This is a genomic window from Ruegeria sp. BA12 (genome assembly GCF_056539625.1).
Map to the genome: position 1 here is coordinate 24,935 of NZ_JBQFVF010000002.1, position 14,874 is coordinate 39,808.

General features: G+C 58.4%; 12 protein-coding genes. 10 read left to right on the forward strand and 2 right to left on the reverse strand.

Annotation, left to right across the window (positions count from 1 at the left end):
- Positions 1 to 10 precede the first annotated feature (10 nt).
- The gene (locus tag ACR0B0_RS05620; protein WP_480646814.1) at positions 11 to 1,852 is read left to right on the forward strand and encodes a peptidyl-prolyl cis-trans isomerase; all 1,842 of its coding nucleotides are present in this window, start codon (positions 11 to 13) and stop codon (positions 1,850 to 1,852) included.
- A 12-nt stretch (positions 1,853 to 1,864) separates the two neighbouring features.
- The gene (trpE, locus tag ACR0B0_RS05625; RefSeq protein WP_480646816.1) at positions 1,865 to 3,376 is read left to right on the forward strand and encodes an anthranilate synthase component I; all 1,512 of its coding nucleotides are present in this window, start codon (positions 1,865 to 1,867) and stop codon (positions 3,374 to 3,376) included.
- A 45-nt stretch (positions 3,377 to 3,421) separates the two neighbouring features.
- On the opposite strand, the gene ACR0B0_RS05630 is transcribed toward trpE, so the two are convergent.
- Positions 3,422 to 5,032 carry a divergent polysaccharide deacetylase family protein gene (locus tag ACR0B0_RS05630; RefSeq protein ID WP_480646818.1) on the reverse strand — a complete coding sequence of 537 codons (1,611 nt, stop codon included), beginning with the start codon at positions 5,030 to 5,032 and terminating at the stop codon, positions 3,422 to 3,424.
- A 75-nt stretch (positions 5,033 to 5,107) separates the two neighbouring features.
- On the opposite strand from ACR0B0_RS05630, the gene ACR0B0_RS05635 reads away from it, so the two are divergent.
- From ACR0B0_RS05635 to lexA, 6 genes are all read left to right on the forward strand, one after another.
- Complete coding sequence (locus ACR0B0_RS05635) at positions 5,108 to 5,689, forward strand: anthranilate synthase component II (protein ID WP_170358634.1); 582 nt, start codon at positions 5,108 to 5,110, stop codon at positions 5,687 to 5,689.
- On the forward strand, positions 5,686 to 6,705 hold the full coding sequence (gene trpD, locus ACR0B0_RS05640) for an anthranilate phosphoribosyltransferase (protein ID WP_480646820.1): 1,020 nt from the start codon (positions 5,686 to 5,688) through the stop codon (positions 6,703 to 6,705). The genes ACR0B0_RS05635 and trpD overlap by 4 nt, the downstream gene beginning before the upstream one ends.
- A complete protein-coding gene (gene trpC / locus ACR0B0_RS05645) occupies positions 6,702 to 7,514 on the forward strand; it encodes an indole-3-glycerol phosphate synthase TrpC (protein ID WP_480646822.1) in 813 nt (270 codons plus the stop codon). Before trpD ends, trpC begins: the two co-directional genes overlap by 4 nt.
- Complete coding sequence (gene moaC, locus ACR0B0_RS05650; protein WP_170348827.1) at positions 7,514 to 7,987, forward strand: cyclic pyranopterin monophosphate synthase MoaC; 474 nt, start codon at positions 7,514 to 7,516, stop codon at positions 7,985 to 7,987. Before trpC ends, moaC begins: the two co-directional genes overlap by 1 nt.
- A complete protein-coding gene (locus ACR0B0_RS05655) occupies positions 7,984 to 9,156 on the forward strand; it encodes a molybdopterin molybdotransferase MoeA (protein ID WP_480646824.1) in 1,173 nt (390 codons plus the stop codon). Before moaC ends, ACR0B0_RS05655 begins: the two co-directional genes overlap by 4 nt.
- 78 nt (positions 9,157 to 9,234) lie before the next feature.
- On the forward strand, positions 9,235 to 9,933 hold the full coding sequence (gene lexA, locus ACR0B0_RS05660) for a transcriptional repressor LexA (RefSeq protein ID WP_480646826.1): 699 nt from the start codon (positions 9,235 to 9,237) through the stop codon (positions 9,931 to 9,933).
- On the opposite strand, the gene ACR0B0_RS05665 is transcribed toward lexA, so the two are convergent.
- Positions 9,927 to 11,978 carry a ComEC/Rec2 family competence protein gene (locus ACR0B0_RS05665; RefSeq protein ID WP_480646828.1) on the reverse strand — a complete coding sequence of 684 codons (2,052 nt, stop codon included), beginning with the start codon at positions 11,976 to 11,978 and terminating at the stop codon, positions 9,927 to 9,929. The genes lexA and ACR0B0_RS05665 overlap by 7 nt on opposite strands.
- A gap of 78 nt (positions 11,979 to 12,056) precedes the next feature.
- Between ACR0B0_RS05665 and gltX the strand changes: the two genes are divergently transcribed.
- Positions 12,057 to 13,457 carry a glutamate--tRNA ligase gene (gene gltX, locus ACR0B0_RS05670; RefSeq protein ID WP_170376110.1) on the forward strand — a complete coding sequence of 467 codons (1,401 nt, stop codon included), beginning with the start codon at positions 12,057 to 12,059 and terminating at the stop codon, positions 13,455 to 13,457.
- Between the two features lie 119 nt (positions 13,458 to 13,576).
- Positions 13,577 to 14,872, forward strand: coding sequence for a citrate synthase (gene gltA, locus ACR0B0_RS05675; RefSeq protein WP_170348831.1), 1,296 nt, complete (start codon positions 13,577 to 13,579; stop codon positions 14,870 to 14,872).
- The last annotated feature ends 2 nt before the right edge of the window (positions 14,873 to 14,874 follow it).

A 14,874-nucleotide genomic window follows, 5' to 3' on the forward strand; every position in this document is an offset into this window, starting at 1 on the left:
AGAGGGCACCATGGCCGCAGGCATGAAAAACCTATCGAAGACCTTTGTCTGGATTCTCATGGGCCTATTGATGCTGGGCCTTGCGGGCTTTGGCGCAACAAGCCTGACCGGCACCGTGCGCACCGTCGCGCAAGTTGGGAACGAAGAAGTTTCGATCAACCAATACGTTCGCGAATTGCAGCGCGAAATCCGCGCGGTCGAAAGCCAGACCGGCCAGCCCTTGCAAATGTCTCAGGCGCATGAGTTCGGTCTGGATCAGTTGGCCCTGTCGCGCCTGACCGCTTTGGCCGCGCTGGACAACGAAGTCGGTGAGCTGGGCATTTCGATCGGGGATGAGAACCTGCAAGAAGAAATCGTCGCCATCCCGGCCTTTCAGGGCGTCAACGGCACGTTTGACCGTGAGGCCTATCAGTTCCAGCTGGAACAGGCTGGCATGACGGATACCGAATTCGAATCGGATCTGCGCAAGGAGTCCTCGCGCACCATCGTGCAAAACGCGGTGATCAGCGGGGTTGAGATGCCTTCGCTTCTGACGCAAGTGCTGACGGACTATGTCGGCGCACGCCGCAGTTTTACCGTTGCGACGGTCGGGCCCGACGCCCTGACATCGCCTGTTCCTGCACCCACGGATGAGCAGATCCAGACTTACTATGATGAGAATCAGGATCAGTTCACCCTGCCCAGTACCAAGCAACTGACTTATGCGATTCTGTCGCCCGACATGCTGTTGGACAGTGTCGAGATTGATGAGGATGCGGTGCGTCGCCTCTATGATCAGCGTGCCTCGGAATTCTATCAGCCCGAGCGACGTCTGGTCGAACGTCTGACTTATCCGAACGAAGAAGACGCACAGCATGCGATTGCGCAGCTTGAGGTCGGTGGCACCACGTTCGAAAACCTCGTGCGAGATCGCCAGCTAGAGTTGAGCGATATCGACCTTGGCGACGTCACCCGCGAAGATCTGGGCGAAGCTGCTGATGCCGTCTTTGCCGCCGATCTGGACGCGGTTGTTGGCCCGCTGCCCTCGACCTTCGGCCCCGCGCTGTTCCGCATCAACGGATCGCTGGCCGAAAACAACACGCCGTTCGAAGATGCCGCCCCTGCCCTGCGCGAAGAACTGGCCGCCGACCGCGCGCGTCGTCAAATCGAAGCACAGGCCGAATACATTGACGATCTGCTCGCTGGTGGTGCAACGCTGGAAGAACTGACCGGCGAGACCGAAATGGAATTGGGCCAGATCGACTGGACCCGCGAAAGCGGTGAAGGCGTCGCCGCCTATGACGGTTTCCGCGCCGCTGCCGAAGCCGTAAACGAAGGCGATTTCCCCGAGGTTGCGTTCCTCGAAGACGGTTCGATCTTTGCTTTGCGTTTGAACGAGGTGCTGCCCCAACGCCCCGAGCCTCTGGAAAGCGCACGTGATCGTGTGGCCGCCGCATGGACGCAGGTGGAAACCGGCAAGGCGTTGGCTGAAAATGCAAATTCCGCTCTGGAGCAACTGAATGCTGACGGCGATTTCACCGCCACCGGTTTGCCGTTCCGGGTTGAAAATGCGCTGACCCGCACCGCTTTCCTTGAGGATGTGCCGGCAGATTTCATGGGTCAGGTGTTCGAGATGGAGCCTGGTGAGCTGCGAGTCATTCCTGGCGATGGCACGGCGTTCGTCGTGCGTCTTGAAGAATTGCTACCGCCCGCCGAAACTGATGAACTGCGCCAGGTACAAACCGCGCTGGAAGCACAGCTAAATCAGGCGCTGGCCCAGAACATCTTTGACGCTTATGTGCGCGACGCGCAGACCCGCGCCCGTCCCGTGATTGACCAACGCGCGCTGAACGCCGTGCAGTCGAGCTATTAAAAGAGACCGAACATGGCCCTGACCCCCGAGTTTGACAGCTTCGCCCGCGCCTATGAGGCTGGCGAAAATCAGGTCGTTTACACCCGTTTGGCAGCCGATCTGGATACGCCTGTGTCCCTGATGCTCAAGCTGACCGGTGCGCAGAAAGACGCCTTTATGCTGGAATCCGTGACCGGAGGCGAGGTGCGTGGCCGCTATTCAATCATCGGGATGAAACCGGACCTGATCTGGCGCTGCCGGGGTGAGACGTCCGAATTGAACCGTTCGGCCAGGTTCGATGCCGACGCGTTTTCGCCTCAGGATGGCAATCCGATGGACAATCTGCGTGCCTTGCTGGCCGAAAGCCGGATTGCGCTGCCTGACGATTTGCCTCAAGCCGCCGCGGGGCTGTTCGGTTATCTTGGGTATGACATGGTGCGTCTGGTCGAGTATCTGCCGGATGTGAACCCAGACCCACTGGGCCTACCCGATGCGATTATGCTGCGCCCATCGGTCATCGCCGTTCTGGACGGTGTAAAGGGAGAGGTCACGGTCGTCTCCCCTGCCTGGGTCGCCGAGGGGCAATCCGCCAAGGCTGCCTATGCGCAAGCCGCTGAGCGTGTGATGGACGCAGTGCGCGATTTAGAACGCGCCATGCCCGCCGAGACTCGCGATCTGGGCGACGCCTCTGAAGTCGCGCCTCCGGAGTCGAATTTCACCAAATCCGGCTATATGGAAGCGGTTGAAAAGGCCAAGGAATACATCCGCGCAGGTGACATCTTTCAGGTGGTACCAGCTCAGCGTTGGACACAGGATTTCCCGCTGCCGCCCTTCACGCTCTATCGGTCATTGCGGCGCACTAACCCCTCTCCGTTCATGTTCTATTTCAACTTTGGCGGCTTTCAGGTGGTCGGTGCCAGCCCAGAAATTCTGGTGCGTGTCTTTGGCGACGAAGTGACAATCCGCCCCATCGCAGGTACCCGACCCCGTGGCGCAACCCCCGAAGAGGATAAGGCCAACGAGGTCGATCTACTGGCCGATAAGAAAGAGCTGGCCGAACACTTGATGTTGCTGGACCTGGGCCGCAACGATACCGGCCGCGTGGCCAAGATCGGAACGGTGCGGCCAACCGAAGAGTTCATCATCGAACGCTACAGCCATGTGATGCACATCGTGTCGAACGTGGTCGGAGAGCTGGCCGAAGACAAAGACGCATTGGACGCCTTTTTTGCCGGGATGCCTGCGGGCACCGTCTCGGGCGCGCCAAAAGTGCGCGCGATGGAGATCATCGACGAGTTAGAGCCTGAAAAGCGCGGCATCTATGGCGGCGGTGTCGGTTATTTCAGTGCCGGCGGCGACATGGACATGTGCATTGCTCTGCGCACGGCCATCGTGAAGGATCACAAGCTTTATATTCAGGCGGGCGGCGGTGTTGTTTTTGATAGCGACCCCGAGGCAGAGTTTATGGAAACCGTCCATAAATCAAACGCCATTCGCCGCGCTGCTGCCGATGCGTCCCGGTTCACAGGATCGGGCAACACATAAAAAAACGGCAGGCTTTCAGGGCCAGCCGTTTTTGTTGTTTCGAGGTTACTGAACCTCTTTCATCATCACTGCGGAGATTGGGGCCATCGCCACACGGCTGCCCCGATCTTCAAGCCCCCACAGCAACAAAGCCGAGATCGTGTCAGGGCGCAGACGGCCCAGCATTACAACCGTCCCCTCCTGCCCGGCACGAAATGCCGCTTGGTCCAGAAAACGACGCATGATCTTGGGGTCCTGGCGCGCACCGTCGATATCGCGGAAAATCACACCCGATGGAATACCGTTGCGCGCAGCCAGTTTTTGGACAGTGTTCAGACCATTGTCCTGCGTGATCAGACCACGCCCTGTACCGGCAGCAATTGCGGCCACTTGGTCGGCCAGCTTGCGATTGCCCTGAATGCCCGAATCCACGCCTTCGAGAATACCCACCGTTTCCGGCAGCGTGTCGAGCCATACCGCCAGCGATACTTCGGCATCCTGCGCGCTGGCGGCTTCGTGTAAGTCAGCAAGAGCCAGAACTTCGAACCCGGCTTCGCGGTGACGCGCCATCTTTTCAACAGCGTCCGGATCAGACGGGCTGACGGCAAAACTCAGCGGATAAGGAAAATCATGCAGAGCTTCAGCCCCATAGGCACCTTCATCGTCGATCAGAATGATTGACATCAACGGCTTGGATTCGGGGTTTTCGAATTCCGCCGCATAAGCCTCGATCGGCTTGCCCGGGAGGGCAGCCGCCACGTTGGTCGTGCTGACCTCAATACCATCATCACGTTCCGTCAATGGAACCACGCGCGTTCCGACTGTCGAGACTGTGGTCGCTTCGCTTGCCCCGCCAATTTGCGGAACCGACGCGATCCGGGGCAGATTGCGCGGTGCTGTATCCTCATCACCTTCTACGGCGATTGGGCTGTCGACAAATGGGTTTTCCTCGGTTTCCGGATCGGCGGCTGCGGCGACCTCGGGTTCCGGTTGTGCTGCGCTGTCGGCAACAACAGGGTCCGATTTCTGAGCCCCCTCGGCAACCTCGGGTTCTGGTTTCGGCTCGGCCTCCACAACCTCGGGCTCTTGTTCGACGGCCGGTTCAGGCTGAGGTTCAGGCACCTCCAGCGACACCTCAGGCAAGGCTTCGGCATTTGGGGATACCTGCGACAACGGCGGGGCCTGTGGAGCGACCGGGGCCACAGTGGTTGCAATTACAGGAGCTGATTGAGCAACGCTGGGCGCATCGACTTGCGCCGGGTCCAGGTTGACTTTGGGCTGGGCATCGGGCTCAACCTCGACATCTGACAATTCAGCCAGCGTGTCCGTCTGTTCGCCGACAGATTCGGGTGTGGTTGGTGGCAAGTCCAGCACATCGGGGTCACCCCCGGTATCAGTGGCGTCCGCCACAGTATCCGGGACATCAGCCAGAGAGGGTTCAGGCGCAGAAACCGCCACGTTCGGTTTGCTGGTCAAAGGCATGTTCAAAGACAGCACCGCCCCCAGCACAAGAACAGCGACCGTTCCCACGATCATTCCGCCGACAAATCCGCCCATAACAATTGCCTCTCGTCTTGGCCCTGCATCGATCACATGTTCGCCGTCTGCTGCGGCATTTGCTTGCCGCAGCGCCAAGAACGGGATGTCCCCTTGACGCTGCCGCGCAAGCCTGAGCATGTATGTCCCGACATTATACCGTGGCTCGGGGCTGCATCGCCAGCCCGAAATGCCCAAGCCGAGACAAGTGCCCAAATGCTGCTGCTGATCGACAACTACGACTCGTTTACCTACAACCTGGTACATTATTTAGGCGAACTTGGCGCCGAGATGGTCATTCGGCGGAATGACGCCTTGGACGTTCAGGAAGCCATGGCCATGAACCCATCCGGCATCCTGCTCAGCCCCGGCCCCTGTGATCCGGATCAGGCCGGTATCTGCTTGGCCTTGACCGAAGCAGCGGCTGAAACGAAAACGCCGCTGATGGGAGTCTGTCTTGGCCATCAGACTATCGGACAGGCCTTTGGGGGCGACGTCATCCGCTGCCACGAAATCGTACATGGCAAAATGGGAACGATGCACCACACCGGAAAAGGTGTGTTTGCCGGGCTGCCCTCGCCATTTGAGGCGACCCGCTATCATTCTTTGGTGGTCGACCCCAACACCCTGCCCGACTGTCTTGAGGTCACGGCAGAGCTGGAAGACGGCACCATTATGGGTCTGCAGCACAAAGAATTGCCGATTCACGGCGTTCAGTTCCACCCGGAATCCATCGCCTCCGAGCATGGTCATGCCCTGCTCAAGAATTTCCTGTCTGAGATGAAAGTTCCCGCATGAGCGACGCTCTGAAACCGCTGATCGGAGCCGCCGCCGACCGGCCTCTGACCCGTGCCGAAGCCGAACAGGCCTTTGGTATTTTGTTTGACGGTGAAGCCACGCCCAGCCAGATCGGTGGCCTGCTGATGGCCATGCGCACCCGTGGCGAAACGGTCGAGGAATACGCCGCGGCCGCCGCCGTGATGCGCGCCAAGTGCAATGCCGTCACCGCGCCCGACGGTGCAATGGATATCGTCGGAACCGGAGGGGACGGCAAAGGCACGCTCAATATCTCAACCGCCACGGCATTTGTTGTCGCTGGTGCCGGTGTCACCGTGGCCAAGCATGGCAACCGCAACCTCAGCTCAAAGTCCGGGGCAGCGGATGCCTTGGGTCAGTTGGGGATCAACGTCATGGTTGGCCCGGAAACTGTTGAGAATGCTTTGAAAGAGGTCGGTATCGGCTTTATGATGGCCCCGATGCATCACCCAGCCATTGCGCATGTCATGCCCTCGCGGCAAGAGCTTGGGACCCGGACGATCTTCAACATTCTCGGCCCTTTGACGAACCCTGCGGGCGTCAAACGCCAATTGACCGGAGCCTTCAGCCGCGACCTGATACGCCCAATGGCCGAAACGCTTGGTCTGCTGGGGTCTGACCGTGCCTGGCTGGTACACGGATCAGATGGGACCGATGAGCTGACCATCACTGGCATCAGTTGGGTCGCCGCACTAGAGGATGGTCGCGTTAAGGAGGTGGAACTTCACCCCGAAGACGCGGGCCTACCGGTTCATCCGTTCGAGGATATCATCGGCGGAACACCCGAAGAAAATGCTGTCGCCTTCCGCGCGCTGCTGGACGGGCAGCCCTCGGCCTATCGCGATGCGGTTCTGTTGAACTCTGCCGCTGCGCTGGTGGTTGCAGACGCCGCAACAGATTTGCGGGATGGTGTTGAAAAAGCCGTCGAAAGCATCGACAGCGGAAAAGCCAAAGAAAAAATCGCGGTACTGGCCCGCATGACTCAGGAGGCCGCATGACCGAGACGGTACTGGACAAGATCAAAGCCTATAAGCTGGAAGAAATAGCTGCAGACAAGGCTGAGAAGTCCTTGGAAACACTGGAAAGTGAGGCACGTTTCGCATCCGAAGTGCGCGGCTTTGCCGAAAGCTTGCGGAAAGCGACCCGCAAGGGGTATGGCCTGATCGCCGAGGTCAAAAAGGCCAGCCCCTCCAAGGGGTTGATCCGAGCCGATTTCGACCCGCCTGCATTGGCCAAGGCGTATGAAGAAGGCGGTGCAGCCTGTCTGTCTGTACTGACCGACACGCCCAGCTTCCAAGGCGCCAAGGAATACTTATCCGAGGCACGCGCAGCAACGTCGCTGCCAGCCCTGCGTAAGGATTTCATGTACGACCCTTATCAGGTGGTCGAAGCGCGCGCTTTGGGTGCCGATTGCATTCTAATCATCATGGCCTCGGTCGAGGATGGTCAGGCGGCCGAGCTGGAACAAACGGCCTTTGACTGGGGGATGGACGTTCTTATCGAAGTTCACGACGAGGCTGAACTGGAACGTGCGACCCAACTGAAAAGCCCATTGATCGGGATAAACAACCGTAATCTTAAGACCTTCGAGACCACACTTGATACCACGCGCCGTCTGTCGAAACTGGTTCCTGGCGGTCGGACGATTGTCTGTGAAAGCGGTCTGAGTACACCCGAAGACCTGGCCGATATCGCCCGTTATGGCGCGCGGTGTTTCCTGATTGGGGAAAGCCTGATGCGTCAGGATGATGTCACCGCCGCCACCCGGCAATTGCTGGCAAACCCGCTGATCCCCGGAGTGATGTGATGCCTCTGACCCATTTCGATGCACAGGGACAGGCCCATATGGTCGACGTCTCGGACAAGGCTGTTACTGACCGCGTCGCGGTGGCGGCTGGCCACATCAAGATGGCAAAGGAAACCTTTGATTTAATTTCCGAAGGACGCGCTAAAAAGGGCGACGTATTGGGTATTGCGCGGCTGGCAGGCATCATGGGAGCTAAGAAAACACCCGACCTAATCCCGCTATGCCACCCCTTGCCAGTCACAAAGGTTGCGGTTGAGTTGACCCTGAACCCTGATTTGCCGGGCGTACAGATTGAAGCCACCGTCAAGACCGCAGGCCAGACCGGGGTTGAGATGGAGGCGTTGACTGCGGTCTCAACCGCGGCGCTGACTGTGTATGACATGACCAAGGCAGTCGATAAGGCGATGGAGATCGGCGGTATCCGGGTCCTGCTGAAAGATGGCGGTAAATCAGGCCGTTACGAGGCGAGATGATTACGGTCGAAGAAGCCCGGTCGCTACTGTTTGATCTTGTTTCCCGGCTAAACGCCGAAACAGTTCCGCTTGCCGAATCTGCTGGCCGCGTGCTGGCAGAAGACCTCAGCGCCACGCGCGATCAACCGCCATTTTCGGCCTCTTCCATGGATGGTTATGCGCTGAAGTCGACCGAAGTCGAACAACACGCCATGTTCAAAGTAGTTGGCGAATCCGCTGCCGGGCGTCGTTTTGAAGGCACCGTAAGCCCCGGTCAGGCCGTTCGTATCTTTACCGGCGCTCCGGTGCCGGAAGGTGCTGATTTCGTTGTTATTCAAGAAGATACGGAACGGCGCGGGGATTTGCTTACAATCACCGACGATCCCGGACTGAAAACAAATATCCGACCTGCAGGTGTCGACTTTACCGTCGGCACCAAGATCAGCGCTCCGCGCCTTTTGCGCCCTGAAGACGTCGCGCTGTTGGCAGCAATGAATATTGCAACAGTGCCGGTCAGACGCAAACCCGTGGTCGCATTGATTTCAACCGGAGATGAACTGGTTATGCCGGGTGAGAACCCAGGCCCGGATCAAATCATCGCTTCGAACACTTTTGGCCTGAAAGCCATGCTAGAGGATGCCGGCGCACATGTGCGAGTTCTACCGATCGCGCGCGACACTGTCGCGTCCTTAGAAACGGCGTTTGGGCTGGCAAGTGGCGCCGATCTAGTCGTGACAATCGGGGGTGCCTCGGTCGGAGAATACGATCTGGTCGGGGACGTTTCTCAGAAATTGGGGATGGAGCGGTCGTTCTACAAAATCCGCATGCGCCCCGGGAAACCCCTGATGGCGGGTCAGTTGGGTGACACAGCGATGGTTGGACTGCCGGGAAATCCCGTGAGTGCAATGGTTTGCGGTTATCTCTTCCTGATCCCCATGTTGCGTCGCATGTTGGGCATCGAACAAGCCCTGACCCCGTTTCGCCAGGCCAAGCTGGCCGAGCCCATCGGCAAAAACGGCCCACGCGAACATTATATGCGAGCTGTCCTCGGTGAGGATGGCATTCGCGCCTGTGCCGATCAGGACAGCTCGCTTCTCAGCGTTCTGGCGCAGGCCAACGCGCTTTTGGTACGTGAGCCGAATGATCCGGCGCGCCCCGCGGGGGATGAGGTTCTGTACCTGCCGATATAGGCAACGCTCAAATCCGTTGACACAAAACGTGAACATGCGTAGAACAAAAGAAAACGCATGACCGACGAGGTGTGAGCAATGCTGACCAAGAAACAGTTGGATTTGTTGGAATTCATCCACAAACGCGTTCAGGCGGACGGTGTTCCGCCCAGTTTCGACGAAATGAAGGCCGCGCTGGATTTACGGTCGAAGTCCGGGATTCATCGCCTGATCACTGCGCTAGAAGAACGTGGCTTTATTCGTCGCCTTGCCCACCGGGCGCGCGCGATTGAGATCGTGAAGCTGCCCGAGAGTCTCGGCGGCGAACCAACGGCCGCTTTCAAACCTCGCGTGATTGAAGGCGACAGGCCCGAAGGTCCCCGCGCGGCGAATTTCGAACCGGTCACTGTAGATGCCTTGGAATTGCCAGTCATGGGCCGTATCGCAGCTGGTGTCCCGATTGAAGCGATCAGCCACGTATCGCATCGTGTGGCGGTCCCGGGCAGCATGGTTTCGGGCAAAGGCGAACATTACGCGCTTGAGGTACGTGGCGACTCGATGATCGATGCCGGTATCAATGACGGCGATGTCGTGGTGATCCGTGAAACTCGGGTTGCCGATAATGGCGATATCGTCGTGGCTCTGGTCGAAGATCAGGAAGCGACCCTGAAGCGCTTTTTCCGCCGTGGCAATGCTATCGCGCTTGAGGCTGCGAACCCCGCCTATGAAACCCGCGTTCTGCCCGAGGACAAGGTCAAGGTGCAAGGACGGCTGGTCGGGTTGATCCGCAGCTACTGATCCCGTTTTAAATTGCGGTTCTCGGCGATGGCCGGGGACCACAGGCGATGGCCGATTGCCTCTCGGCTGGTTGTTATGCGTCCTTTTGAAAACGCCAGGCTTCCGGTTTCTTTCAGGCGGTTCGGATCGAAAAGACCGCAATCCCCGTTCAGGTTCAACTCAACTGCAGACACCACGATCTGGTTTGATTGGCATTCTTCAAACCCTTGGGCCGCACGTTTTCCGGTGATGTGAATCACTTCCTTGCCCTGCCAATCAAAGCGCTGAACAGCGTTTTCTGCATCAGGCCAGCGGCTGGCCGCCTTCTTCTGATCTACCCCGTCACCGTCGTTTTCCAACCATACCGTAGCGATGAAACCGCTGCCTTTTTCTTTGCTCAGCGCGCGGCCATGTTCAGTCATGACACCCACCAACTCGCCTGAATCCGCGATCAGAACCTCGGGTCTTTGCCCCTGCCCCCACGACAAAAATGCGGACGCAACCGGTATGATCCCAATCCATTTTGCGCGGCCCTGCCACAGCGCCAGCCACAACGCCCCCAGCGCAAACATGGGCAACACGTAATGCGGCGGACTAACGACATAGCCTTGCGCGCCATCTAAGTTTGACACCTTGTCTGAAACGATCAGAATCCACTCCAACCCCAGACCCATGACATTCAATGCGACCGCCTCTAGCCCGAAAGGGGTCAGCAATGCCGCGACAAAGGCGGCGGGCACCACAATCGTGCCCATTACCGGGACCGAGAGCATATTGGCCAGCAACCCATAGTGTGACATCGTGTTGAAATGCGCCGCCCCGATAGGAGCGGTCGCAAGCCCTGCAATAGCCGAGGACAACAGCAAGCCGGTCACCGGTTTCAGCCATTTTGGACCGGGCATTGGGCCATGGTCCCGCAACTGCCCAAACACCGCGACAAGCGCCGTAGTGGCTGCAAAGGACATCTGGAAGCCTGGGCTCAACAATGTTTCTGGCCGTAGAATCAACACGATTAGGGCAGCCACGGCCACGGCCCGCAAAGAAATCGCGCGGCGGTCGATCAGGATCGCCCCCAGCATTACGCTGGCCATGACGAAAGCGCGTTCCGTTGCAACATTGCCCCCGGACAACAGCAGGTAGATGACGGCCGCGATCAACGCACAAACTGCCGCCAACTTGCGGACGGGCAACCTTAAGGCCACTGAAGGAATGGCTGACAAGCCCAACCGAAACACCAGAAAAACGAACCCCGTCAGCAACACCATGTGAAGGCCCGAAATCGCCAGCAAATGCGCTAGGTTCGAGGCCCGCAGGGATTTTAACGTCTCTTGCCCCATGCCACTGCGATCTCCGGTTGTGACGGCGGCTGCGAACCCGCCGACCTCACCAGGCAGGATCGCACGTACCCTTTCCGAGATGGCCATACGCCAGGCAGTTACCCGGACCCCTTCGGTCGCGTCAGTTGCGGGGGCAATGGTCATCACCGGCACCCGGGTATAGCCAACCGCGCCCAGCCCTTGAAACCAGGCATGACGGCGGAAATCAAACCCACCGGGTTCAACCGGCCCTTGCGGCGGTGAGAGATGCCCGGTGGTCATGATCCTTTGCCCAGGCGCCAGGGAAACCGATCCTCCGTGCAGTGAAAGCCGGACGCGCTGCGGTCTGCGATCTGCGGGCACATCCCCTATGCGCACCCGATCCAGCGTGACCCGCAACGCGTCCGACGCAGAGCGATCCATGGCTACGACCCGCCCCTCGATCGGGCCGTAGTAACGCCAGGACAGGACCGGCTCTGCGACCGTATGGGCTCGGGCGCCGGCCAGTATAAAACCGGACGCGATCAGCGCGCCCCCCGTTGCCAACGCAGCCCAGCCAGTGCGCCGCGTGCGGCCAACCCAGACCAGCAACGTGATCCCAAGTAGAAGACAGGCATAGACCTGCCATTCCGGTTCAAACCGAAGGCTGAAATAGAGGCCGATGCCAACTGCCAGACAAATCGGAGACCACTGGAACAAATACCCTGTCTGGTTCAGCAAAGCGGCGTCGACCCGTGTCAGAACACGCATGGTTGCCCCCGTCCTTCGGGCTCGTTAGACAGACGCCAAACTATGCCCGACACGGTTACCAAAAGGTTAATCCACACAATGTCCGATCAGGTCGTCACCCGTTTCGCCCCCTCGCCCACCGGTTTTTTGCATATCGGCGGTGCCCGCACTGCGTTGTTCAACTGGCTCTATGCTCGTGGTCGTGGCGGTAAGTTCCTGCTGCGGATCGAAGACACGGATCGCGAACGCTCGACGCCTGAGGCGACAGCCGCAATTCTGCAAGGCATGGAATGGCTTGGCCTAGATCACGATGGTGATGTAATCAGCCAGTTTGAGGGTGCCACACGCCATGCCGAGGTCGCTCACCAGCTTCTGGCCGAAGGTAAAGCCTATAAGTGTTTTTCAACCCAGGATGAAATTGCAGCCTTTCGTGAGCAGGCTCGGGCCGACGGCAAGTCCACCCTGTTTCGCAGCCCTTGGCGTGACGCTGATCCGGCCACCCATCCAGATGCACCTTTTGTAATCCGTATCAAGGCCCCACAGGACGGCGCCACCGTGATCCGCGATCAGGTGCAGGGGGATGTGACCATTCGCAACGATCAGCTGGACGACATGGTCCTTTTGCGCTCGGACGGAACACCGGTTTATATGCTGGCTGTGGTGGTGGATGATCACGACATGGGCGTGACGCATGTGATACGGGGCGACGATCACCTCAACAACGCTGCTCGCCAGATGATGATCTACGAGGCGATGGGTTGGGACGTTCCGGTATGGGCACATATCCCGCTGATTCACGGACCAGACGGTAAGAAACTGTCGAAGCGTCACGGTGCCTTGGGCGCACAGGAATATCAGGCGATGGGCTATCCTGCCGCTGGCATGCGCAACTATCTCGCGCGTTTGGGCTGGAGCCACGGCGACGATGAGTTTTTTACCGACGAGCAGGCCAAAGAGTGGTTTGATTTGGACGGAATCGGCAAAAGTCCGGCCCGCTTTGATCTGAAAAAGCTTGAGAATCTCTGCGGTCAGCATATCGCGACGTCTGATGATGCTGCGCTGCGGCATGAAATCGAAGCTTATCTGGATGCGGCGGGCCTTCCTGCTCTCACTCAGACACAATCTAGTGTTCTTGAACGTGCAATGTATTGCCTGAAGGATCGCGCCCGAACCTTCCCGGAATTGCTTGAAAAAGCACACTTTGCGCTGATTTCCCGCCCGATTGAGCCGGATGAGAAAGCGGCAAAAGCACTGCAAACAGTATCCGACGGTATACTAAGTGAATTGACGCCGCATGTGCAAAATGCTAGCTGGTTGCGGAACGAACTGGAGGAAACCCTCAATGCCTTTGCAGAAGCGAAAGGCATCAAGTTCGGCAAGCTGGCTGGGCCCTTGCGGGCGGCTTTGGCGGGTCGGGCAGTGACTCCTTCGGTGTTTGACATGATGCTTGTGCTGGGGCGTGAAGAAACCTTGGCACGGCTTTCCGACGCAGCAAAATGACCCTGGCTTAATATTCAGGTAACGCTGCTTCGTTACGACCGGTCAACACTTTGGTGTGTGACCGCTGACCGCGCGCAGGCCGCTCACCCGGCGTGCTCATGAACGAAGAAGGGACAACGATGACCGACAGCAAAAAAACAGCCACTCTTACCGTACATGGTGAAAATTACGAGTTGCCGGTTCACTCGCCAACCGTTGGCCCGGATGTGATCGACATTCGCAAACTGTACAGTGATGCGGGTGTGTTCACCTATGATCCGGGCTTCACCTCGACAGCCAGCTGCGACAGCACCATCACCTATATTGACGGCGATAAGGGTGAACTGTTGCACCGCGGCTATCCGATCGACCAACTGGCCGAGAAATCGCACTTCCTCGAAGTGTGCTACCTGTTGCTGTACGGAGAGCTGCCAGTCGCAAAAGATCTGGAGAAGTTCGAGACCACGATCACTCGCCACACCATGATGCACGAACAGATGCAGTATTTCTATCGCGGGTTCCGTCGCGATGCGCATCCTATGGCAATCATGGTTGGCGTCGTCGGTGCAATGTCGGCTTTCTATCATGACTCGACAGATATTCATGACCCACGTCAGCGCGAGATTGCGTCGCACCGTCTGATCGCCAAGATGCCGACCATCGCAGCCTGGGCATACAAGTATCACACCGGTCAGCCCTTCGTGTATCCGCGCAACGACCTGGACTATGCGTCGAACTTCCTACGCATGTGCTTCAGCGTTCCGGCCGAAGAGTATGATGTTAACCCGATCCTCAGCCGCGCGATGGACCGCATCTTTACCCTGCACGCGGATCATGAACAGAACGCTTCGACCTCGACCGTGCGTCTGGCTTCAAGCTCGGGTGCGAACCCGTTTGCCTGTATCGCGGCCGGTATCGCCTGTCTGTGGGGTCCGGCCCATGGGGGCGCCAACCAAGCGTGTCTGGAGATGCTGGAAGAGATCGGTTCAGTGGATCGCATCCCTGAATACATTGCCCGCGCCAAGGACAAGGATGATCCGTTCCGCCTGATGGGCTTTGGCCACCGCGTCTACAAGAACTTTGACCCGCGCGCCAAGGTGATGAAGCAATCCGCTGACGAAGTGCTGGATCTGCTGGGCATCGAAGACAATCCAAAACTGCAGGTCGCCAAAGAGCTTGAGCGAGAAGCGCTGGAAGATCCGTATTTCGCCGAGAAAAAGCTGTTCCCGAATGTCGACTTCTATTCGGGCATCATCCTCGAGGCGATGGGTTTCCCAACCTCGATGTTCACGCCGATCTTCGCCCTGTCGCGCACCGTTGGCTGGGTCAGCCAATGGAAAGAGATGATCGCCGATCCACAGAACAAGATCGGTCGCCCGCGCCAGCTGTATCTGGGCGAAACCATGCGTGATTACGTGGATATCGAAAACCGCTGATT